Origin of the sequence: Arthrobacter sp. MA-N2, from assembly GCF_000517125.1 — a bacterium.
Lineage (GTDB): Bacteria > Actinomycetota > Actinomycetes > Actinomycetales > Micrococcaceae > Arthrobacter > Arthrobacter methylotrophus.
In genome coordinates this window covers 167282-187269 of record NZ_KI912156.1, presented here as the reverse complement: position 1 = coordinate 187269, position 19988 = coordinate 167282, and the positions used below count along the sequence as shown (strand labels likewise).

At 63.7% G+C, this 19988-nt stretch carries 18 protein-coding genes; 12 read left to right on the top strand and 6 right to left on the bottom strand.

The window, feature by feature from the left end:
- The first annotated feature begins 195 nt into the window (after positions 1-195).
- The 3 genes from A3M3_RS0119055 to A3M3_RS0119045 are packed head-to-tail and all read left to right on the top strand — an operon-like array spanning position 196 to position 6078.
- Positions 196-1653: a DUF3375 family protein gene (locus tag A3M3_RS0119055; RefSeq protein ID WP_028267673.1), complete on the top strand. Its 1458-nt coding sequence runs from the start codon at positions 196-198 to the stop codon at positions 1651-1653.
- Positions 1646-2617 (top strand): DUF4194 domain-containing protein, encoded by a 972-nt coding sequence (locus A3M3_RS25960; RefSeq protein ID WP_231497365.1) that lies wholly within the window; start codon positions 1646-1648, stop codon positions 2615-2617. The genes A3M3_RS0119055 and A3M3_RS25960 overlap by 8 nt, the downstream gene beginning before the upstream one ends.
- On the top strand, positions 2614-6078 hold the full coding sequence (locus A3M3_RS0119045; protein WP_028267672.1) for an ATP-binding protein: 3465 nt from the start codon (positions 2614-2616) through the stop codon (positions 6076-6078). The genes A3M3_RS25960 and A3M3_RS0119045 overlap by 4 nt, the downstream gene beginning before the upstream one ends.
- A gap of 123 nt (positions 6079-6201) precedes the next feature.
- On the opposite strand, the gene A3M3_RS0119040 is transcribed toward A3M3_RS0119045, so the two are convergent.
- On the bottom strand, positions 6202-6696 hold the full coding sequence (locus tag A3M3_RS0119040; RefSeq protein WP_028267671.1) for an FBP domain-containing protein: 495 nt from the start codon (positions 6694-6696) through the stop codon (positions 6202-6204).
- A gap of 521 nt (positions 6697-7217) precedes the next feature.
- Here A3M3_RS0119040 and A3M3_RS0119030 point away from each other — a divergent pair.
- From A3M3_RS0119030 to A3M3_RS0119000, 7 genes are all read left to right on the top strand, one after another.
- Positions 7218-8288, top strand: a complete 1071-nt coding sequence (locus A3M3_RS0119030; RefSeq protein WP_028267670.1) for an iron-siderophore ABC transporter substrate-binding protein — start codon at positions 7218-7220, stop codon at positions 8286-8288.
- Positions 8289-8398: 110 nt separating this feature from the next.
- The gene (locus A3M3_RS0119025) at positions 8399-9394 is read left to right on the top strand and encodes a FecCD family ABC transporter permease (protein ID WP_231497386.1); all 996 of its coding nucleotides are present in this window, start codon (positions 8399-8401) and stop codon (positions 9392-9394) included.
- A gap of 68 nt (positions 9395-9462) precedes the next feature.
- Positions 9463-10521 carry a FecCD family ABC transporter permease gene (locus tag A3M3_RS0119020; RefSeq protein WP_231497363.1) on the top strand — a complete coding sequence of 353 codons (1059 nt, stop codon included), beginning with the start codon at positions 9463-9465 and terminating at the stop codon, positions 10519-10521.
- Between the two features lies 1 nt (position 10522).
- The gene (locus tag A3M3_RS0119015; protein ID WP_028267667.1) at positions 10523-11362 is read left to right on the top strand and encodes an ABC transporter ATP-binding protein; all 840 of its coding nucleotides are present in this window, start codon (positions 10523-10525) and stop codon (positions 11360-11362) included.
- Complete coding sequence (locus A3M3_RS0119010; protein ID WP_028267666.1) at positions 11359-12444, top strand: siderophore-interacting protein; 1086 nt, start codon at positions 11359-11361, stop codon at positions 12442-12444. The genes A3M3_RS0119015 and A3M3_RS0119010 overlap by 4 nt, the downstream gene beginning before the upstream one ends.
- Positions 12445-12601: 157 nt before the next feature.
- Positions 12602-13510: an SGNH/GDSL hydrolase family protein gene (locus A3M3_RS25955; RefSeq protein WP_269317337.1), complete on the top strand. Its 909-nt coding sequence runs from the start codon at positions 12602-12604 to the stop codon at positions 13508-13510.
- On the top strand, positions 13507-14319 hold the full coding sequence (locus A3M3_RS0119000) for an SGNH/GDSL hydrolase family protein (protein WP_028267665.1): 813 nt from the start codon (positions 13507-13509) through the stop codon (positions 14317-14319). The genes A3M3_RS25955 and A3M3_RS0119000 overlap by 4 nt, the downstream gene beginning before the upstream one ends.
- A 131-nt stretch (positions 14320-14450) precedes the next feature.
- On the opposite strand, the gene A3M3_RS0118995 is transcribed toward A3M3_RS0119000, so the two are convergent.
- Together A3M3_RS0118995 and A3M3_RS0118990 are read right to left on the bottom strand one after the other, a co-directional pair.
- A complete protein-coding gene (locus A3M3_RS0118995) occupies positions 14451-14735 on the bottom strand; it encodes a YciI family protein (RefSeq protein ID WP_028267664.1) in 285 nt (94 codons plus the stop codon).
- Positions 14736-14794: 59 nt separating this feature from the next.
- Positions 14795-15427 carry an NADPH-dependent F420 reductase gene (locus A3M3_RS0118990; protein ID WP_028267663.1) on the bottom strand — a complete coding sequence of 211 codons (633 nt, stop codon included), beginning with the start codon at positions 15425-15427 and terminating at the stop codon, positions 14795-14797.
- A gap of 130 nt (positions 15428-15557) precedes the next feature.
- Between A3M3_RS0118990 and A3M3_RS0118985 the strand changes: the two genes are divergently transcribed.
- Entirely contained in the window at positions 15558-16037 is a 480-nt protein-coding gene (locus A3M3_RS0118985; protein ID WP_028267662.1) for a MarR family winged helix-turn-helix transcriptional regulator, read from the top strand.
- A 59-nt stretch (positions 16038-16096) separates the two neighbouring features.
- Positions 16097-16858: an SGNH/GDSL hydrolase family protein gene (locus A3M3_RS0118980; protein WP_028267661.1), complete on the top strand. Its 762-nt coding sequence runs from the start codon at positions 16097-16099 to the stop codon at positions 16856-16858.
- Here A3M3_RS0118980 and A3M3_RS0118975 read toward each other — a convergent pair.
- The 3 genes from A3M3_RS0118975 to A3M3_RS0118965 all read right to left on the bottom strand — a co-directional run bounded on the left by A3M3_RS0118975 (position 16855) and on the right by A3M3_RS0118965 (position 19692).
- Positions 16855-17628 (bottom strand): FAD:protein FMN transferase, encoded by a 774-nt coding sequence (locus A3M3_RS0118975; protein WP_035743366.1) that lies wholly within the window; start codon positions 17626-17628, stop codon positions 16855-16857. The two genes, A3M3_RS0118980 and A3M3_RS0118975, sit on opposite strands and share 4 nt — an antisense overlap.
- A gap of 61 nt (positions 17629-17689) precedes the next feature.
- Positions 17690-18226 (bottom strand): FMN-binding protein, encoded by a 537-nt coding sequence (locus A3M3_RS0118970; RefSeq protein ID WP_028267659.1) that lies wholly within the window; start codon positions 18224-18226, stop codon positions 17690-17692.
- Entirely contained in the window at positions 18223-19692 is a 1470-nt protein-coding gene (locus A3M3_RS0118965; RefSeq protein WP_028267658.1) for a ferredoxin reductase family protein, read from the bottom strand. The genes A3M3_RS0118970 and A3M3_RS0118965 overlap by 4 nt, the downstream gene beginning before the upstream one ends.
- Positions 19693-19988: the final 296 nt, after the last annotated feature.

The window sequence follows — 19988 nt, the reverse complement described above, 5'->3', positions numbered from 1 at the left end:
TTGGTGTCGACACTAGGTGCGGCATCGGCGGTTCAGCTAGCGCCAACACGGGCCTTTCGCCGGTTGATATGGGATCGAAACCCTACCGGCAGGTAGATCACGAAAGGGTTGCGGCACACCCTGCGTTAACCTTGTACGGGGCAGTTTTCGGGATTTCCGCTGCCATCAGGTTCCGGGGTAGCTGAAGGAGAGTACGTGTCCCGCTCAGCAATGTCCTCGGCCGACGCCATCAGTGCGCGGCTCAGAGACCTCGAACTTCTCACCAAAGGCCCCGCGTGGGCCCTCACACGCTCGGCCCCATGGGTCATCGCTGTGCTCCAAGCATCCTTCACGCGAACAAGACCGCAGCTTCCGCTCGAAGAGTTCCATGCCGACGTCGACGCTTTCCTCGAGCAGCTCCGCACGCAGGATCCCGGACTGGGCGGCCAATCGAGCGGCAAGGCGTTTGCGGACGAATGGACCCGCAAGCAGTTCCTGACACGCCGCAGCCAATCGGGCCAGATCGTCTACGAAATCACCGAAGCCGCCGCACGCGTCCTGGCTTTCCTCGACAGCCTCTCCAGCGAACGTTCCACCCTCAACGGTTCCCGGCTCGGAACGCTGCTGGGCGACGTTGAAAAGCTCGCCAACGAGACGAACCCGGACCAAAGCGCCCGTTTGGAATCACTCGAAGAGGAGATCCAAGAGCGCCAGCAGCTGATCGAAGACATCAGCTCGGGCGATTTCGACGGTCTCTTGGACGACGAAGAAGCGGTCGAAGCAGCCGGGAACATCCTGGACCTGGCGGCCAGCCTGCCTGCCGACTACAAGAAGATGCGAGACCGCATAGAAGAATTGGTGGGCGAACTCCGCAACCAGATCATCGAGGAATCGCTCAGCAAGGGCGCCACCATGGCGCAGGTCCTGGAAGCGGACAAGCGCTTGCGGCAGAGCCCCGAGGGCCGGACCTTCCGCTCCTTCACGGCATTCCTTGAGGACCCGCAGCAGCAGTTGCGCTTCCGTTCGGCGATCGGTGACGTGCTAAGCCGTCAGTTCGCGGACGATCTCAGCCATGAGGACCGGGAAACGCTCAAGAACCTCGTGGCGGAACTGCGCACGCAACACAGCCAGATCCAGCGCATCTATGGCCGCCTGTCCGAAAGCCTCAACAACTACATTCAGAGCGACGATATCCGCCAGTCCGTCCGGCTCCGGCAGGTCCTGCGCGAAGCCGAACAGGCTATCCGCTCCATGCCCTACGAACGCGACCGCCCCGGCCTGATCTGCGGCCCGGTATTGTTCAATGCGGGATTCGAATCACTCGCCATGGTCAAGCTCTTCGATCCCGACGAGTTCGCGGCACCTCCAAAGCTCGCCGATCCCATCGCCTTCAGCGACGCGGACCGGGTCCGTTCGCTGCGCTCCGCGAAAGCAAGGCCCGACGTCGTCCGCTCTGCCATGGCGGGCGCCTCCACCCTGGCGGGGGCATGGCAGAACCTGCCCGAGGAAGAACGGCACATCAACACTGTCCGGGCCCTCCTGTCCGAGGCGCTGCACGGTGGTGCGGCGTTCGACCGGGCCGCCTGGGAACACATCGACTTCGAACAAATCGATGGAAGCACACGCACCGCGTACCTGCCCCTCGTGACGCTGACTAAGGATTCCGATGACTGACGCCCTCCACCCCACTGAGCATGCTCCCTCTTCGGAGCAAGGACTGGACATAACGCAGCATGTCCAGTCCGAGGCTTCCCAGAACGGACATGCGCATTCTTCGACGGCGGCCCTGGCGGCTCCGGCGGCTCCGGCGGCTCCGGCGGCCTTGGCGGATGGGCATGTCCACCCGGATCCGTTCCGCGTCACGCCCCGCGACACTTTTGTCGACGGCGCTGCGCTGTTCCCGGGAGATACGGGCGTTCTGCCCATGAAGGTCCGCCAAGCTCTCGTACGGCTGCTCAAGGGCCCATATATTGACGGCGGCCGTGACGACAAACTTTGGACTACCCTCCTGGACAACCAGGTGATTCTCCGCAGCAGGCTCTCGGAACTCTTCCTGAACTTGCAACTGGACCACGAACGGAAGATCGCGGTGCTCCGGCCGGTCGATCCGGAAGCCATCGGAGGCAGCGCCCGTTCAAGCATCCTGCGCCAACAACGAGCCTTGAGCCGGGTGGAAACCATCGTGCTTCTGCGCCTGCGGCTCCTCCTGGACCGCCACGTCACAGCCCAGACCGAGCCCGTCATCACCCGCGAAGAAATCGCCGAACTCGTTGCCCACTACCAGCCTTCCGGCCAACAAGACGCCCTCCGCGATACCGACGTCGTCAACCGCACGGTCACCAAACTCCTGGCCCGCCAACTCCTCCTGGCCACTGGCATCGAAGACACCTTCGCGATCTCCAAGGCCCTCCCACTAGCCCTGCCCTTCGAAAACATCGGCGACATCCCAGCCCAAATCGAAGCACTGATCGCAGTAGCAGCCGACGAATCAGGCACGGAGCCATTGATCGAACTAACGGAAACGGACGACGACGGCGAGTCACCCGAGCTGCCCGACGACGCCGAGTCACCCGAGCTGCCCGACGACGCCGAGGCGGATGACTCAAGAGAGAGCGAAACGAAGGAGGCAGCCAAGTGACTATCGCGACCATGCTTCCTATCGGCGAACTCATCAACCCGGGCCAGATGCGCCTTGCCTCGGTCCAGGTGGTCAACTGGGGCACGTTCCATGGCGCCCACACGATGCATGTGGACCGCAACGGCACCCTGCTGACCGGCAATTCGGGGGTCGGCAAGTCGACGTTGTTCGATGCCATGCTCCGCGTCTTCGATGCCCGTCCGCGTTCAAATGAGGCTGCCGCGCAACGGGCCGGCGGAGCTGTGGAGGACAAGCGGACCACGTTCACTTATATGCGCGGAAAAGTGGGCGACAAAGCTGTGGGCGAAGGCTCGGCGAGTGCTTTCCAGCGCCCGGGCGCAACGTGGTCCGCCGTCGCACTGACGTTCGACAATGCGGCCGGGACCAAGATCACCATCTCGGCCCTGTTTGACCTGCCCAAGAACGGCACCGAGTCCAGCGTCGGCCGGTTCTACGTGATTGACAACAAGCCCCTGGACCTCGGAGCGATCGAGGGCGTCGCCGAGAAGCGATTCACCAAGGGCGCGCTGGAAACCATCTTCCCGGACGCCCAGATCTTCGATGTTCACAAGGCTTTTGCGGAGCGTTTCCGCCGGCTTTTGGGAATCAACTCCGATCAGGCCCTCCCGCTATTGCGGGTGATCCAGGCGGGCAAGGGGCTCGGCGGTAGTGTCAACACATTCTTCCGCGACCAGGTGCTCGATGCTCCTGCGACGCTGACTGCTGCGGACGACGTCGTCGAGGAATTCAGCAACCTCATGTCCATCAGGCAGCGCTTGGAGGACGTTCGTCAGCAGCGCGATCAGCTCGCCCCCGTTCCCGGCATGAACAGGGAGTATGCCCAGTCGTTACTGGAGGCCAACCGGCTCCGGGAGCTCACCGGCGAGGAATTCGACGCCTACAAGCAGCAGCTCTCGGTCACGGTCCATGCCAAGACTTTGGCCAGTTTCAAGGACCTTGCCCAGACGAAAGCCAAGGAGCTCAGCGCTGAGCGAGGCGTCCGCGACGCGCTGGCGAAGGAGCTGCGCCAGCTCGAATCGGATTACAACAACCAGGGTGGCAACGCGATTTCGGCGATCGAGCAGTCCCTGGAAAACGCCCGGATCGGACTCAAACTCCGCCAGCAGGTGGAGGAGGCAGCCCGCCAAGCACTGGCTGACGCCGGACTCAACCTTGAATGGACCGCTGAGGGTTGGGAGCAGGCCCACGAGCAGGCCGCGACCCGTTCCGCCGAGCTCAAGGACGATTCCGAAGCGCTGAGGGAGCTCCGGTTCGAAGCCTTCGACGGCCACGCCACCAAGAAACGTGAGCTTGCCGCAGCCCAGCAGGAGCTCGTGTCGTTGAAGACGCGCAAGTCTCTGCTGCCGCCGTCGAGCATTGAGAACCGCGCCGCGATCGCTGCAGCCACCGGCGTTCCCGAGGAGCGCATGCCGTTCGGCGGCGAGCTGATCGACCTCGCGGAGGACGAGGAACACTGGCGGCCCGCGGCCGAGCGCGCCCTGCGGAGCCTCGCCACGACGCTGCTGGTTCCAGGCGAACATTTCGCCGCCGTCACGCGCTACCTGAACGACAACACGGTCCGCGGTGCGCTGCGCGCAGTGGACGTCTCCAAGCCGCTCGCGGGCGGTGCTTTGGCTGTGGAGGACGTGTCCGACGGCGACTTGTTGACGAAGTTGAACATCCTCACCTTTGGTGCCAATGAGGACGCCGGGCAGTGGATCCGCGAGCGGATCGCCATCGATTTCGCCTACCCGTGCGTGGAAGACCCGGACGAGCTCGCGAAACTGGACAAGGGCCTGAGCCTGGGCGGGGTGGTCAAGCGCAACAGGCACACCGTCGAGAAGGACGACCGCTTCACGAGCCGCCAGGACTACGTTCTCGGTTTCGACAACGCTTCCAAACTGGAACTCGTGGCCGCGAAAGTCGGCGAGCTGGAAAACGAGCTTGCGAAGGCCGCCGAACTCGCCCAAAGCCGCGAGGACTCCCACCAGGGCATGACGCGCCAGCTCGAGGCGTTGCGTCGCATTGCCGACGACGAGCGTGGCTGGGAACAGGTTTCTGCCGTGGTGGCTGCAGAGGAACTCGCGAAGATCGAGCAGCGGCTCAAGGATGCCTTGGCAGCGCAGGCTGATCTGGAGCCCCTCCGCTCAAACATCGAGGCCGTGCGCGAAAGGCACCAGTCCTCCACAGGGTCGGCGGCGGTTTTACAGAGCGAATACAAGACGCTCGACCAACAGATGACCACGGCTGACGCCCTTCTGGATGCCGCACGCAACCGCCTTGGCCAGGCGCCGCCGTCGGACATTACCGTGACTGCCTTGGAACCGTACTTCAGCTCATTCGGCGAAGTGCGCGAACTCCACGAACTCGACACTTTAGCTGCGGAAGTACGGAGCAAGCTCTTGGCGGAGCTGCACGCTGCAGAGTCCCGGGGGCAAGCGTTGGCCGAGCGACTGACGCGCATGTTCGAAGGCTTCGTGCGCGAATGGGGCACCGCCATTTCCGCGGACCACGGCACCTCGATCGGCGCCGCGGGGGAGTTCGAGTCCCGCTATCACCAGATCGTGAGCGAAGGGTTGCCCGCCCAGGAAGCCGAATTCCGGCAATTCTTCAACCAGCGCACGCACGAATCGTTCAGCACGTTGCTGCACTTGCTCGATGAGGAACGCCGCGCCATCACCAGCCGCATCCTGCCCCTTAACGGCATCCTGTCCGAGGTCAATTTCCACGAGGGAAGCTTCCTGGAACTCGACATCAAGCAGACGCTGCCCGCCACCGCGAAGCAGTTCAAGGACGCCATCCACAACGCGTTAAAGACGCGTCACACGCGCCCTTCTCGTGCTGCTGGTGCCGTTTCGGGTGCCGTCACCTCGCCCGAGGCGGACGACGACGTCGAACTCACCAACCGCTACAAGTCGCTCGAAACGCTGGTCAAGCGTCTCGGTTCGCAAACCCCCGAGGACCGGCGCTGGCGAGCCGAGGTGCTCGATGTCCGAGGGCATCTCTTCATCCAGTGCAAAGAACACCGCTCCGTCCAAGGCCCGCGGGGTGGCAAGAAGACCGAGGTGTACATGCACGCTGACACCGGCTCAATGTCCGGTGGCGAACGGCAGCGTTTCACCGCGTTCATCATGGCCGCCGCGCTGAGCTACCAGCTGGGGATCGCCGAACAGGGTTTCACGACCTATGGCACGGTGATGATGGACGAGGCGTTCGTCCTGGCCTCCGAGGAGTTCGCCGGCGCGGGCATCAAGGCGCTGCACGAGTTCGGCTTCCAATTGTTGCTGGCCGCCCCCGAAAACGTGATCGACCTTTCCCGGCACCTTGGCTCCGTCACGGAAATCCTGCGCGACAAACGCACCAACCGCTCCGGCGTACTCACCGCTCCTGTGATTGGTGGCCCGGGAGTGCCGGGCGGATGGCGTTCCGAGGCCAACCCCGTGGACATAGTGCTCCGATAACCCCCGTTTCGGGCGGACGCTCGCTCACGTATGTGGCATTTGCGGCGGACGCTCGCTCACTAGAGGTGAGCGAGCGCCGCGGGTTTTGCCGCCAAACGTGAGCGAGCGTCGTCGCTGGGCTGACTACCTGCCTTGGACCCGGTCCAGGAACTGGGCGGTCCGGGACTGCAGTCCCGCTATGTGACGAACGACGACGGCGGCAGGGTCCGGAATGATCTCGCTGACGGGTGGCTCCTTGCGGACGTTGGTACAGCATCCAAAGTCAGCGCAGATCAAGGTGCCCACTGTGTTTCCATCGCGACCCGATTGGCCTGCGCGTTTGGCCACCCAGAGATAGACCTCGTCTTTGGAAAACACGTCACGGCAAAGCTCGCAAAGGACCGAGCGTTTCTTGCCCGGCCCTCCCTCGGGAGCGCGGAGCATGATGCCAATGAGGTTCCCATCATGTGGAACGACCAGATAGCCGCGCATCGGCATTTTTTCGTCGCGCCAGCCGAGGAATTCGAGGGTGTCCCAGTCGAGGGAACCAAAGTCTTTCGGAAGGTTGAGCTTGGCGGCCTCGGAGCGGCTCGCATTGATGAATGATGAACGGATTTGTTGAGCTGTGATTTTCCGCATGGCGAAGTTCTTTCGAATCGTTTGGACCCGCGAAGGGGAAAGGACGCTGGCGTTTGGTGATCCGCGTCTCGCATAGGCAGTGGGGCTAGAGTCCCTGGCCGCTGAACGGGATGGCCGACGCAAGAGGAGTTGCCAAGCAGGCCAGTACGGCCACCTCGCCAACCATGGCAGCGCCAATGTGTGCAGTGCGCATGCTCATCCTCTCGATCCTTCGTGTTTTCGGGTCCGGCACGGTTCGGTGCATCAACCGGCTCTGTCATCTTTGCAAATGCCGTTCTCCCTGTCCAAAACCCCTATGCATTGAAGCCCCCGCAGACCCGGATGCTCGCTCACGTATGCGGGACTTACGGGGGGATGCTCGCTCACTAGAGGTGAGCGAGTGCCCTGCTTTGGGCCCCGATAGGTGAGCGAGCGCCCGGGATTCGAGGGATGCAGGTCAATTAAGTGATGCTAATGTTTCGTAATTATCCAAAGGGTAGGCTAGCCTTACTTAGGTTTGCATCACTTACCTAAGGAGTCCCGTGGCTTCCCTCCACCCTCGCCGTGCCCTGCTGAAGACCGCAGGAGCAGCGACCACCGCCTTGGCCGTCGTCGCTCTTTCCCTGACCGGCTGCTCGACCGGTTTGGCCACCAGTAATTCCGCACCGATTCAAGGCTCTAGTGGCCAGTTTCCCGTCACCATCAAGAACGTCTTCGGAGAGACCACCATCAAGGCACAGCCCCAGCGCGTGGTGACCGTCTCGTGGGTCAACGACGATGTCGCCCTGGCGCTCGGCGTCGTACCCGTCGGTGTTGCGAAAAACGCCTGGGGCAACAACGACAATGGCTCCACCCCTTGGAAAGACGCCGCGCTTGAGAAGCTGGGCGCCGGATTCGGCACCGCGAAGGCGCCGGCCCAGTTCTCCGAGGCCGACGGTATCAACTTCACCGAAATCGCCAAGTTGGCTCCGGACGTCATCCTTGCCGCCTACTCAGGCCTCACCGAAGCCGACTACAAGAAGCTCTCCGAAATTGCCCCCGTGGTGGCGCAACCCGAACTCGCGTACGGCACCCCTTGGCAAGAGGCCACGACGATCATCGGCAAGGCCCTCGGCAAGAATTCGGAAGCGGTCAAGCTCGTCTCGGACACAGAGGCCACCATCAAGAACAAGGTCTCCGCTTTTCCGCAGCTCGCCGGCAAAACGTTCATTTACGGCAACCTCGAGCCGGCCAAAGGCGATGGTGTCAACGTGTACACCGCGAACGACAACCGTCCACGATTCTTGTCCGAAATCGGCATGAAACTTGCTCCCGTGGTGGAGGACGCCAGCAAGGGTTCCAAGGAATTCTTCGTTCCGTGGTCCGCTGAAAAGGCCAACGAGCTCTCCTCGGACGTCTTCGTGACGTGGGTGCCGGACTCCAAAACCACGGACCAGATCAAGACAGACCCCCTGCTCGGCCAAATCCCTGCCATCAAAAAGGGCGCCCTTGTTGCCGACTCCGACAACACTCTCACACTGGCGATTTCCGCGTCCTCACCATTGAGCCTGCCGTGGGCACTGGACATGTTCCTGCCCCAGCTGGCAAAGGGTGCCGACGCGGCCGCCAAGTAAGCGAAGCGCCAGAGATGACACAAAGTACGACGCTCGGAACCTTGCGCGAGTTGGCAGCACATGACCCTAAAAGCGCATCGAACGGGCATCAAGTGCCAGTTCGCGCGAAGATGCCGGGCAACCGTGCCGCCTGGCTGTTGGTCGCCGTCGTCGTGCTCGCTGTTGCCTGTGCCGCCTCGCTCGCGATCGGCGCTAGGGACATGTCCATTGCGACTGTCTGGCAAGCCCTCACGCAGTTCAACCCCGACGACGGTAACCACGCCGTGGTCCACACCCGCATTCCGCGCACTGTGCTCGGGCTGGTGGCGGGGGGTGCCCTGGGGCTCGCAGGGGCCGCGATGCAGGGTGTGTCCCGCAACCCCTTGGCAGACCCCGGCATTATGGGCGTCAACGCAGGAGCTGCACTGGCCGTGGTCACGGGAATCTACCTCTTTGGTATCTCCGGGGCGAGTGGCTACATCTGGTTCGCATTCGGCGGCGCCGCCGCAGCCGCCGTCGTCGTCTATCTCATTGCGTCCATGGGTCGCGAGGGTGCGACGCCGGTCAAGCTCGCTTTGGGGGGGGCGGCGCTGAGTGCGGGACTCTATTCCGTCATGAACGTCCTTCTGGTGTCGAGCCAGGACACGCTGGACCGCTTCCGATTCTGGCAGGTCGGAGGAATCGCGGGCAGCGACTGGTCCGTAATCCTGGCAGGATTGCCGTTCCTGTTGCTTGGAGCGACGATCGTGCTGGGCAGCGGCCGGGTCCTCAACAGTCTCGCCCTCGGCGACGATATTGCCCGGGGACTCGGGCGGAACGTGACGCTGGCGAGGGGCATCACCTCGCTGGGAATCGTGACCCTGTGTGGCGCGGCCACGGCGCTGGCTGGTCCCATCGGCTTTGTCGGGCTGGTGGTTCCACACGCTGTGCGTTTCTTTACGGGGCCGGACTACCGCTGGATCCTGCCGTTCTCCATGGTGCTCGCGCCAGCCCTCCTGTTGGCTTCCGACGTGCTTGGCCGGGTGGTGCTGCTGCCAAGCGAAGTCCCGGCGGGCATCATGACGGCCATCGTCGGCGCTCCCGTCTTCGTGTGGCTCGTCCGACGCGGCAAGGGCGCCTCCTTGTGAGCAGCCCGAACACGTATGCGTCCCAACTGGCAGATAACACCCCCAAAAACGCTCTGAGAGGGCATGACGTGCCAACTCGCGCCACCTCGAAGCGACTGAACCGGACCGCGCTCTTGGGTGCCTGCGTCGTGGTCCTCTTTGCGGTGACCGTGCTCCTGGGCAGCTACACGGTCACCGTTCCCGACTTTTTCAGGATCCTCACTGCCTACCTGACAGGCGGCGAGAAGATCCCCGGCGCAAGCTTCATCGTCATGGAAAATAAACTTCCCCGAGCGGTGCTGGCCATCCTGATCGGCGTGGCGTTCGGGCTCTCCGGCGGACTCTTCCAAACCATGCTTCGCAACCCGCTCGCGAGCCCGGACGTCATCGGCATCAGTTACGGCGCGAGTGCCGCGGCAGTCCTGGCCATTGTGGTGTTCGGGGCTTCCGGCGCGGCCGTGTCCGCTGCCGCCCTGGCCGGCGCAATCGGCGTCGCGCTGGTCATCTACGCCATTTCGCGCGGACCGAACAACAGGGGTCCGGGCGTCTCGGGCACCCGGCACGGAAACGCGGCTGGCAACCGCCTTATCCTTGCCGGCATTGGTATCGCCGCCGCACTGGGGGCTGTGGTGAATTTCCTCATGACCCGGGCGGATATCCGGACAGCTTCCGAAGCCCTCATTTGGCTCAACGGTTCCTTGAATTCGGCCAATTGGGCGCGTGTGGGCGTCCTTCTCGCCTCGCTCGCGGTGCTCATTCCCGCGTTGGCCTTCCTCGCCGGACCACTGCGCATGCTCGAACTCGGCGACGACGCTGCGGCCGCACTGGGAATCCGGGTGAACGCTGCGCGTTTCGGGCTGGTGATCACCGCCGTCGCACTCGCAGCAGTGGCGACGGCGGCTGCCGGGCCGGTTGCCTTCGTCGCCTTCCTCGCTGGTCCGATCGCGCGCCGGATCATCGGACGGCCCAGCCTTCCGGCGTCGGCGTTCACGGGCGCCCTCATTGTCCTGGCGGCCGACTACATCGCATACAACGTGGCGCCCCTTGTCCTGGCCGGCACGGTACTGCCGGTCGGCGTTATTACTGGCGCACTCGGTGCTCCATTCCTGTTGTGGCTGCTGGTCACGTCCCATCGAAAGGAAGCCTGATATGGCACAACTGAGCGCGCGCGGCTTGACGCTCCAATACGGGCAGCGACGGGTGGTCGAAGGGCTCTCGACAGAGATTCCCGAAGGGATGGTGACCATGATCGTGGGTGCCAACGCTTGCGGAAAGTCCACGCTGCTCCGGGGGCTGTCGAGGCTCCTGAAGCCCAGTGGCGGCGTCGTCACCTTGGACGGAAAGGATATCCACTCCCGTCCGGCCCGCGAACTCGCCCGCACCTTGGGTCTTCTTCCGCAGCATCCCCTTGCCCCGGATGGCATCACTGTCCGCGAACTTGTGGGCCGCGGGCGTTATCCGCACCAAGGATTTTTCCGTAGCTGGGGGACGGGCGACCTGTCGGTGCATGATCTCGCCGTCGAACGCGCGCTCGAAAGCACTGCGACGGTGGAGTTGGCTGAGCGCAACGTCGACGAACTGTCCGGCGGCCAACGCCAACGGGCGTGGATCGCCATGGCCCTTGCGCAGGAAACGGAGGTCCTGCTCCTCGACGAGCCCACCACCTATCTTGACCTGGCACACCAGGTAGAGGTTCTGGATTTGGTAACCGACCTCAACCGCAACCGCGGAACCACGGTGGCCATTGTGCTGCACGACCTCAATCTGGCGGCGCGATACGCGAACCACGTCATCGCCATGAAGGCAGGTGAGATCGTTGCCGAGGGGTCCGCTGCTGATGTGCTCACCGAAGACCTGGTTCGCAACGTTTTCGGACTGGAATCCCGGGTGGTTCCCGATCCGCTGTCCGGAACCCCGCTCATCCTCCCGATTGGCCGCCACCATACAGCCACACCCACAACCCCTCTCGAATTGGAGTTCGCCTCATGAGCGCAGACACAGGAACCGCTGTGCGGAATACAGCCACGGAGCCGATGACCCTGGCCTTCGACGTCACAGTCACGGCTGTGGAGGATATCGGCCCCAATTTTCGCCGCATCACTTTCGGCGGATACTGCCTTCGCGGTTTCGGTGTTTCCGGGGACTCCCTTGACCTGCGGATCAAGCTCATGATTCCCTCGCTCGACGCCGTCGGCCACCCGCTGCCGCTCCCCGCCTTCAACACGAGCGATGCCGGCTGGTACAAGGAGTGGCTAGACATGGATCCCGCGGTGCGTGGTTCGATGCGCACCTACACTGTGCGGAACGAGAGGCTCGACGCAGTCTACCCGGAGATCGACGTCGACTTCGTGATGCACTTCGACGACGACGGCGCCCTTCGCCAGACGTGCGGGCCTCGCCAGACGTGCGGGCCGGCGGCCTACTGGGCGCGCGCAGCGAAACCGGGGGATGCCATCACCATCATCGGCCCCAACAATCGGGCGGCACACTGCATCACAGCGGAAACATACTCCGGTATCGAATGGCGTCCCGGCTTGGCACGGCGCGTTCTCCTTGCCGGAGACGAGACTGCCGTGCCGGCCATCAGCGCCATCCTGGAATCATTGCCGGAAGACGTAAACGGGCATGCCTTCCTCGAAGTGCCTGAGGCGGCCGATTTCCAAGACCTCGCCACAGACGCCGACGTCGAAATCACCTGGCTCGCGCGCGGCGCGCTCGCCGGCAGCTCCAGGCCTCGTGGCGAGCTGCTGCGGGAAGCCGTCCGGGGAGCTGTTCCCGTCCCCGGCTGGGTAGGCATCATCTCGCTCGACGGGCCCGCCGGTCCCGAACCGGAAGACGTCAACATCGACCAAGACATCCTGTGGGATACCCCGCTGCGCATGGACACAGCCGCCATCCAAGCGAGCCGGAATCCGGGCCTTCCCGCCGGTGCGTTGCCGTTCTACGCCTGGATCGCGGGCGAGGCCGGGGTGGTCAAGGAGCTCCGGCGGTACCTCGTCCGGGACGTGGGGATCGACCGTAAGCAAGTGGCGTTCATGGGGTACTGGCGCAAGGGGAAAGCCGAACTCTAGCCAGCCTTCCCCGACGCGCTCACGTATGGCGGCAAAACCCGCGGCGCTCGCTCACCTCTAGTGAGTGAGCATCTCGCGAAACGGCGGCATACGTGAGTGAGCGTCGAATTAACCTGGGCTTTGCCCGCGGGCAACCGGGCGGGGCTACGCTGGCGTCGTGGCTGGGAACGTGCGGCATGCTGACCAGAACGGACGACGGCGGTTTGTTGCCTTGGGCGATTCCTTCACTGAAGGTGTGGGGGACCGGAACGAGATGTTGCCGAACGGCGTCCGGGGCTGGGCCGACCGCGTCGCGGAGAAACTGGCCAAGGCCGAACCTGGCTGGGAATATGCCAATCTTGCTGTCCGAAGCAAGCGTCTCCGTCATGTCGTTGAGGAGCAGATGGACCGGGCCGTTGCGATGGATCCCACGCTCATCACGCTTTATGCCGGCGGCAACGACATCCTGGACTTCGGTACGGACATGGACCAACTCATGGCCGAATACGAAAGACTCGTGGCACGTCTTGCGGCCACGGGAGCCACGTTGGTCTTGTTCACCGGGTACGACGTCAAGGTGTCGGCCGTGCTGGAACCCTTCAAGAAGCGCAACACGCTCTACAACGAGCGCGTCCGCGAACTGGCCGCAAAGTACGGGGCCGTGCTGGTGGATTATTGGTGCCTTGACGCCTACCACGACCGACGGATGTGGGCCTCTGACCGTCTCCATATGTCCAAAGCCGGACACAAATACATGGCGGCGCAGGTCTTGGACCACCTCGGCGTACCGCACAAGTTCTCGCCGAAGGATTGGGAACCGCCGCAACGGCTCAAACTGCGTGATTGGGAACGTCGCCAGCGGCGCTGGGTGAGCGATTGGGTCCTGCCGCTGTTCGGCCGGAAGCTCCGCGGCGTCACGCTGGGGGACACGTTGCGCCCACGCTGGCCGGAGCCAGTGAAGGTTCCGCGGAAGGCCGGTTTGCGTAAGCTCGCGGAGCGCCAAGCCGCCGCGGCTGGTTCGACCGCATCCGGCGACGCCAACTCGGCCGAAAGCAACGCTAGAACCAACGGGGGGACACAACCATGACCACGCACACGCCGCTGCGATTCGTCGCCGTCGGGGATTCCTTTACGGAAGGCGTCGGTGACCGGGACCTTCGCCTTCCCAACGATTGCCGCGGTTGGGCAGATCGTGTCGCCGAGGAACTGGCCCGGCATGAGGGACACACCCGCTACGCCAACTTGGCCCTCCGGGGCCGTCGGCTCAAGCAGATCGTGGCTGAACAGCTTGTGCCCGCGCTCGCGATGGCTCCCACGCTTGTCAGTTTCCACGCCGGCGGCAACGATCTCCTCGGCGCACGGCTGGACATGCGCACCTTGGTTGCCGGATTCGAGGAGGCCGTTGCCCGGATTGCGCAAAGAGGTGCCCAGATCCTGCTGTTCACCGAGTACAACGTTCCGCTCTCGCCAGTGTTGGAACCCCTCAAGCTACGCACAGCCGTTTTCAACAAGCACATCCGGCGGATTTCTGCGGCGTACCGAACGCTTCTGGTGGACCACTGGTGCTTCGAAAAGTACCAGGACCGCCGCATGTGGGCGCCGGACCGGCTGCACATGTCCGGCGTCGGGCACGAATATATGGCGAAGAGGGTCTTGGAAGTGTTGGGCGCCGCGCACTCGTTGGGTTCCCCTGTGCTGGGGCCTTTGCCGCCACGGAGCCGTGCGGAGATTCTGGCCGACGACGCCGCGTGGTTCAGTCGCGATGTGGCGCCGTGGCTTTCGCGTCGTCTCAGGGGAGTTTCGAGCGGAGACCACTTGAGCGCCCGCTGGCCGGACCTTATGCCGGTTGTATTGCCGGAGCGCTTGGGCACGTCCCGTGAACCGGCCCGGCTTTGAGAACCTGAGCCAGCGTCACGCCTAACAACTTTTTGGCGGCGGGCGGGCATCGAAGCCGCGAATTTCCGGGGTTCTCGCCCAGGCGAGGGGCTAAAAGTATGCTCTGCGTGACGCCCCGGACGCGCAACCGGTCAGTCCAGCAGGTTTTCGTACCCTTTGGACGCCGTGGTCACTGTGAATTCGATGATCTCGAAGTCTGCCACCCCGTTGACGAAGAACGGATCCGTTGCCAGGGAAGCATCCAGGGTTGCACGGTCAACGTTGGACAAAAGCACCCCTCCGATGGCCGGAACGCGACGTCCGGACGCAAGGAAAGTGCCGGCGTCGAACGCGTCCTTGACCCAATCCATATGCGCGGGGCGGTGGAAATCGACGATCTCCTCGGGAACTTTGTATGTCAGCGAAACGACGAACATGCCGCCAGCCTACAGCCCGGAGGGCGGCCAAAAGGGCCACCCTCCGTAACCGCAATGCTTTACGGCAGGAGTTTGACGGCTGAGTTCCAGTTGTAGTCGGGGTGGGCTTCGCTGATCTGCAGGGTCATGACGAGCAGCTGGAACGCTTCGAGTTCACGTGAGCGGCGCAGCGGCCCGACGTTCACGGGGCGCAGCCCGGCACCCTTGACGAAGTCGACGACGGCGGCAGTCGCCTCGGCATCGTCGCCCGCCACCAGTACGTCCAGGGTCTGTCCGGCTACCTCACCGTCGGCGAGAGTGGCTGCGAAGACGGTGTTGAATGCCTTCACTACCGAGGCGCCGGGGACCAGGGCCTGGAGTTCTTCAGCTGCCGAGGTTCCGGCGGGGACGGTGAGCGAATCGAAGGTCTCGAAGTTCACGGGGTTGGAGATGTCCACGATCGTCTTGCCGTTGAGCGCGGAGCCATAGGAAGAAAGCACTTCCTTGGAGGCATCGAATGGAGTTGCGAGCACCACGATGCTGCCTTCGACGGGGGATCCGGTGGTTCCGGAGGTCCCGTTGACCTTGTCCGCAAGTGCAGCAGCGGAGTCGGCGTTGCGGCTAAGGATCTGAACGCTCTTGCCAGCGGTAGCGGCGCGGGCCGCAATGCCGGAGGCCATGTTGCCGGTACCGATGATGGTGATGTCAGCCATTGTTGTTTCCTTTGCTCGGGTGCTCTTTGTTCCGCGGATTGCTCCGCATGTATTTACTTGAAGCTTCAACTAAAACAATAATGACCCTAAGTTGAACTGTCAAGTACTAATTTCCTTCTAAGATGAATCCATGACCGAACCGCGCTGGCTCAATGCCGACGAACGCCGTGCCTGGCTGGCCCTCTTGAGCATCAACACCCTCCTACCCGCCGCCCTCGACACCCAGTTGCAAGCGGCCGGGAAACTGTCCCTGTTCGACTACAACGTGCTCGCCATGCTGTCCGAAGCGGATGGTCGTTTCCTGCCGATGAGTGAGCTTGCCGCCCGCACGAGCGCTTCCTTGTCGAGGTTGTCGCACGTTGTCACCAAGCTGCAGAGGCGCGGCTGGGTTGAGCGAGAGGCGCACCCAGGCGATGCCCGCGTCACCGTTGCGCACCTGACCGACGCCGGCTTGGACACCATCGTGTCCCTCGCTCCGGGGCACGTGGATGCCGTCCGCACCTTGATGTTGGATGCCATGACCGACGACGACGTTGCGGACCTCGCGCGGATCGGCGAGAAGATCGTGGCGCGCTTGGACGACGACCACTGGATCCTGCGCGAACACTGAGTCGCGAACACTGGGGTGCGGGCGTGACGCCTGCACCCCAGTGATGAAAGACTGGCGCCATGGATTTTTCTGCCCGGTATGTGGCATTGGGAGACTCGTTTACCGAAGGACTGGGGGACGCCGACCCCTCGCGCCCTAACGGAGTCAGGGGATGGGCGGACCTCGTTGCCCATCAGCTGGCCCGAAGCAATGACAATTTCGGCTACGCCAATCTGGCCATCCGCGGCAAGAAGCTCCGGCAAGTCATGGCAGAGCAGGTGGATGCCGCCGTCGCACTCCAACCGACGCTGGTGACCCTTTATGCGGGCGCGAACGACATCTTCCGACCCAAAGTCGACATCGACAGGCTCATGGAAGACTACGCAGCCGGCATCGAGAAGCTCAGCGCCACGGGCGCTACGTTGCTCCTTTTCACGGGTTTCGATGCCCGCAGTTCCAAGGTGTTCGGCACCATGCGCGGACGCACCGCCATCTATAACGAGTTGGTGCGGGAAATCGCCGAAAACCACGGCGCGCTCCTGGTGGACTATTGGCGATTCAGCGAATACCACGACTGGCACATGTGGGGCCAGGACCGTATGCACATGTCCACTGCTGGTCATATCAACATGGCCAACCGGGTCCTGGCCGTCCTCGAGCACGAAGGTTCCCTCGACGCGCCGCCGCCCGTGCCGCAACCCCAGCTTGCCCGGGTGGAAGCCTTGAAGGCCAACGCGCGCTGGGCCCGCGAACATGCCGCCCCCTGGGTCATCCGCCGGGTTACGGGAAAGTCGTCCGGCGACGGGCTCAGCCCGAAGTATCCGCAGCTCACCCGCCCCTAACCGGACTGCGCAGGGGGGCGCCTGAACCCGGGCGTGGCGAGCAGACCGCCGTCGTTCTTCACTACGAGCACGTCCACGTCCCAGCGAGCCGTAGCCAACGTGAGGGTCCGGGCGCCGCCGGCCATGATGGCGGTGGCCAGGACATCGGCCGTGATGATGTCGGCGGCGGCAACCGATACCTGCCGGTATCCGGCCGTCAGCTCGCTTTGCAGTCCTACGGTCCAGATGTGGTGGCCGCGTTCGCTCGTTCCGGAGGTCGCTAGGGCCCTTTTGCCTGGGTTACCGAGCGGAAACGCGGTCAGGAGCGACGTCCGATCATCGGGGTCAACGATCCCCGCCAACCACGAACGCGTGCCCCCCGGGATCGGCGATCCGTGCACCAGCACATCCCCGCCCGCATTGAGGCACCAGTCCTGCAACCCCAGCGCGAGAAGCGACGTTCCGGCTTCCCGAATCGCATGCGCCTTGACGATCCCCGCCAAGTCCACGACGCCGTCCGGCCGCTCGGCCGTGAACGCCCCCTCCGTCAGGGTTCGCCACTCGGAGGCCTCGACATACAACCGGCGCATGTCCGCCGAAGCATCCGCCAGGGCCAGCTCGCCCCGGGCCATCGCACTCGCCTCCGAATCGGGCCGGTACAGACTGAACGTCCGGTCCAGCCCGTTGAACAAGCGCTCGACGACGGCGGTGGCCGCCTCGAGCTCATCCCCCACGGGTTGGGCTGCCGCCTCTGGAGGGGCCGGGACGGCGAGGCTCACCACTGTGCCCATGCTGGTGAACGTGCGGGCGCGAAGACGCGGTTCCGTACTGTCCCGAGCAGGCTCGCTGGGCCTAGAAATGGGCTGCATCGAGGGCTGCCTGGAGAGACGTCAGATACGCATCGCTGGTAATGGTGGCGCCGCCAATGGTCTGAACGTTCGCCGATTGTGCACTCAGGACCTCGGAACGGAGCAGCGGTGCTGCCCTGGCGCTGATCTGAACCGATCGTTGTTCCTGGTCGGTCAGGTGCAGGGCCGTGATGTCGGTGATCGCTCCGGCCTTGACGGTCACTTGGACCTGGACTGTTCCGAAGCGCGTCTGCACAGCTTCGCCGGCATAGGTGCCGCTCGCCTTGGCTGAGGCTCCCAGGCTGGAGCTGGAGTTCGAGCTGGTTCCGGTGCCCGAGGACGATCCGGGAGCGCTGCTCCCGGTGGTTCCGGCCGCCGTCGAGCCCGTGGCCGCCGTCGAGCCCGTCCCGCCTGCGGTTCCTGCTGAGGAGGTAGTGACCGCAGACGCGTTGGAGGTCGCCACGTGCGCGCCTGCCTGCCAACCGGCGAGAAGGATCGCCGCCGAAGCAAACGCCGCTGATATTCCTGCCCTGAGTCTCACCAGTCGAACCTTTCGTAGTGGAGCTGTTCTTCCCGCACGCCGGAGCTTCTCGCCTCGGCCAGTACCTGCCCTGCCCATGCGGTCGGACCGCAAACATAAACATCAGCATCTGCTATGTCCGGCACAAAGTCCCGCAGCCGTGAGGAGTCCGCGGAGGCCGGTAGCCATGTGTTGCGGCCATGTGCGGCCCGTGGACCTGTCAAGTGGAAGAGGGTGGCACCACGCTTCCGGCACAATTCCAGGATTTCCTGGCCGAGGAACAGTTCCTCCGGGCTGCTGCCGCGTAGCAGGACCGTCGCCTGGCCTGGCGCGAAGGGGGTGGATTCCAGGAGTGCCCGGAGCGGAGTGATCCCGATTCCCGCCCCGATCATCACAACCCGGTCCCGGCTCCGGGCCGCCGTGCTGAAGACCCCGTATGGTCCTTCGATAGCTACTTTCGTCCCCGGCTTGAGCGAGGCAAGGCGGGCCGAACCCGCGCCGAGATTCCGGACGGTGATCCGCAAGGTGGGCTGTCGCGATGATTTCCCCGTCTGCGGTTCTGCCGACAAACTGAACGGATGCGCCTGCCACCACATGCCTGGGGCGAGGAAGCGCCAGACGAAGAACCGGCCGCCGTTGCCGGACAATTCATTCAATCGCAACCCGGTCATTTCGATACTCACGACGTCAGGGGACACTCGCACCACACGTCGCACAGTCAGCTGGTGCCGGTAGGTGGCTATCACCGGCTTCGCAATGCGGTACCAGGCCAACGCCGACCCCGTTCCTATGCACAGCAGCAGCCAGTACCAGCGCTGCCAGGTGCCTTCAGCGAACAGACCGCCCACGCTGAACTGGTGGGGCAAAGCGGTTGCAACCGCCAGGTACGTGAGCAGATGAACGAAGTACCAGAATTCGTAGGCAAAACGGCGTCGTACGGCCACCAGCGAGGTGACCACGACGGCAATGAACAACGCCATGGAGACGAAGGCCAGCCACATATCGGGTACCAATACCCAGAGCGCGACGGCCTCGCTGACGGGATTCAGCCCTTCGGCCATGCCGTAGCCGGTAGCCAGAAGAAGTCCGTGCGCCAATAAGAGGTAGAGCGCCGGTTTGCCTAGTTTGCGATGGAATTCCAGCGCCCTGTCATGCCCGACGGCACCGTCAACGAAAGGCAAACGCGCCGCGAGCAAAAGCATCAGGATGACGAGATCCATGCCGGCAAGCCCCGCGAGGATCCCGACGGCGGTCACCGCTTGGGTGGCGTTCCCGACGGACGACACACCGCCGTCGGCGAGCCACAAAGCCAGCGCCGCCGCGAGGGATGCCCATAGCGCGACCGTGAGCAGGTCCGCTCGGAACATGCGTCGGCGATGCTGCGCGGCGAACTTTCCTTTGGTGGGGTTGTGCCGGGGGTCCCCTCGGTGAGGGGATGGCGGGGTCCCTGCACGTTGGCCCGGGGAGGCGAGGAGTTGTGAGTTCATGACTCAAGATTGAACCCTCAACCTTTCGTTCTGCTGTGAGGGGCCTATCCCGAGCTTATGATTCGAAGCGCGTAGTGCTTAGGTTCTTATACACCCGATTGGCGATAATTTGCCCCAGCCCCTAGACTTATTAGGCGCTAGGTGGCGCGGAGCGTGTGCAATTGCTCCGGTTGGTGGTGACTGTTGGCAACAACGGGAAATCCGCGGGCCGGTAGTTAGGGGCTCAAGTTGCGTGCATTCCAGTATTCGCCCAGTATCCGGCCTCTTGTCCGGACCCACTACCTTCGCCGCAGCGG

Coding starts and splice junctions, on each gene's coding strand:
- A3M3_RS25960 (WP_231497365.1), top strand. CDS start 1,646: ATGACTGACGCCCTCCACCCCACTGAGCATGCTCCCTCTTCGGAGCAA.
- A3M3_RS0119040 (WP_028267671.1), bottom strand. CDS start 6,696: ATGCGGAAAATCACAGCTCAACAAATCCGTTCATCATTCATCAATGCG.
- A3M3_RS0119025 (WP_231497386.1), top strand. CDS start 8,399: ATGCCGGGCAACCGTGCCGCCTGGCTGTTGGTCGCCGTCGTCGTGCTC.
- A3M3_RS0119015 (WP_028267667.1), top strand. CDS start 10,523: ATGGCACAACTGAGCGCGCGCGGCTTGACGCTCCAATACGGGCAGCGA.
- A3M3_RS0119010 (WP_028267666.1), top strand. CDS start 11,359: ATGAGCGCAGACACAGGAACCGCTGTGCGGAATACAGCCACGGAGCCG.
- A3M3_RS0119000 (WP_028267665.1), top strand. CDS start 13,507: ATGACCACGCACACGCCGCTGCGATTCGTCGCCGTCGGGGATTCCTTT.
- A3M3_RS0118995 (WP_028267664.1), bottom strand. CDS start 14,735: ATGTTCGTCGTTTCGCTGACATACAAAGTTCCCGAGGAGATCGTCGAT.
- A3M3_RS0118990 (WP_028267663.1), bottom strand. CDS start 15,427: ATGGCTGACATCACCATCATCGGTACCGGCAACATGGCCTCCGGCATT.
- A3M3_RS0118985 (WP_028267662.1), top strand. CDS start 15,558: ATGACCGAACCGCGCTGGCTCAATGCCGACGAACGCCGTGCCTGGCTG.
- A3M3_RS0118980 (WP_028267661.1), top strand. CDS start 16,097: ATGGATTTTTCTGCCCGGTATGTGGCATTGGGAGACTCGTTTACCGAA.
- A3M3_RS0118975 (WP_035743366.1), bottom strand. CDS start 17,628: ATGGGCACAGTGGTGAGCCTCGCCGTCCCGGCCCCTCCAGAGGCGGCA.
- A3M3_RS0118965 (WP_028267658.1), bottom strand. CDS start 19,692: ATGAACTCACAACTCCTCGCCTCCCCGGGCCAACGTGCAGGGACCCCG.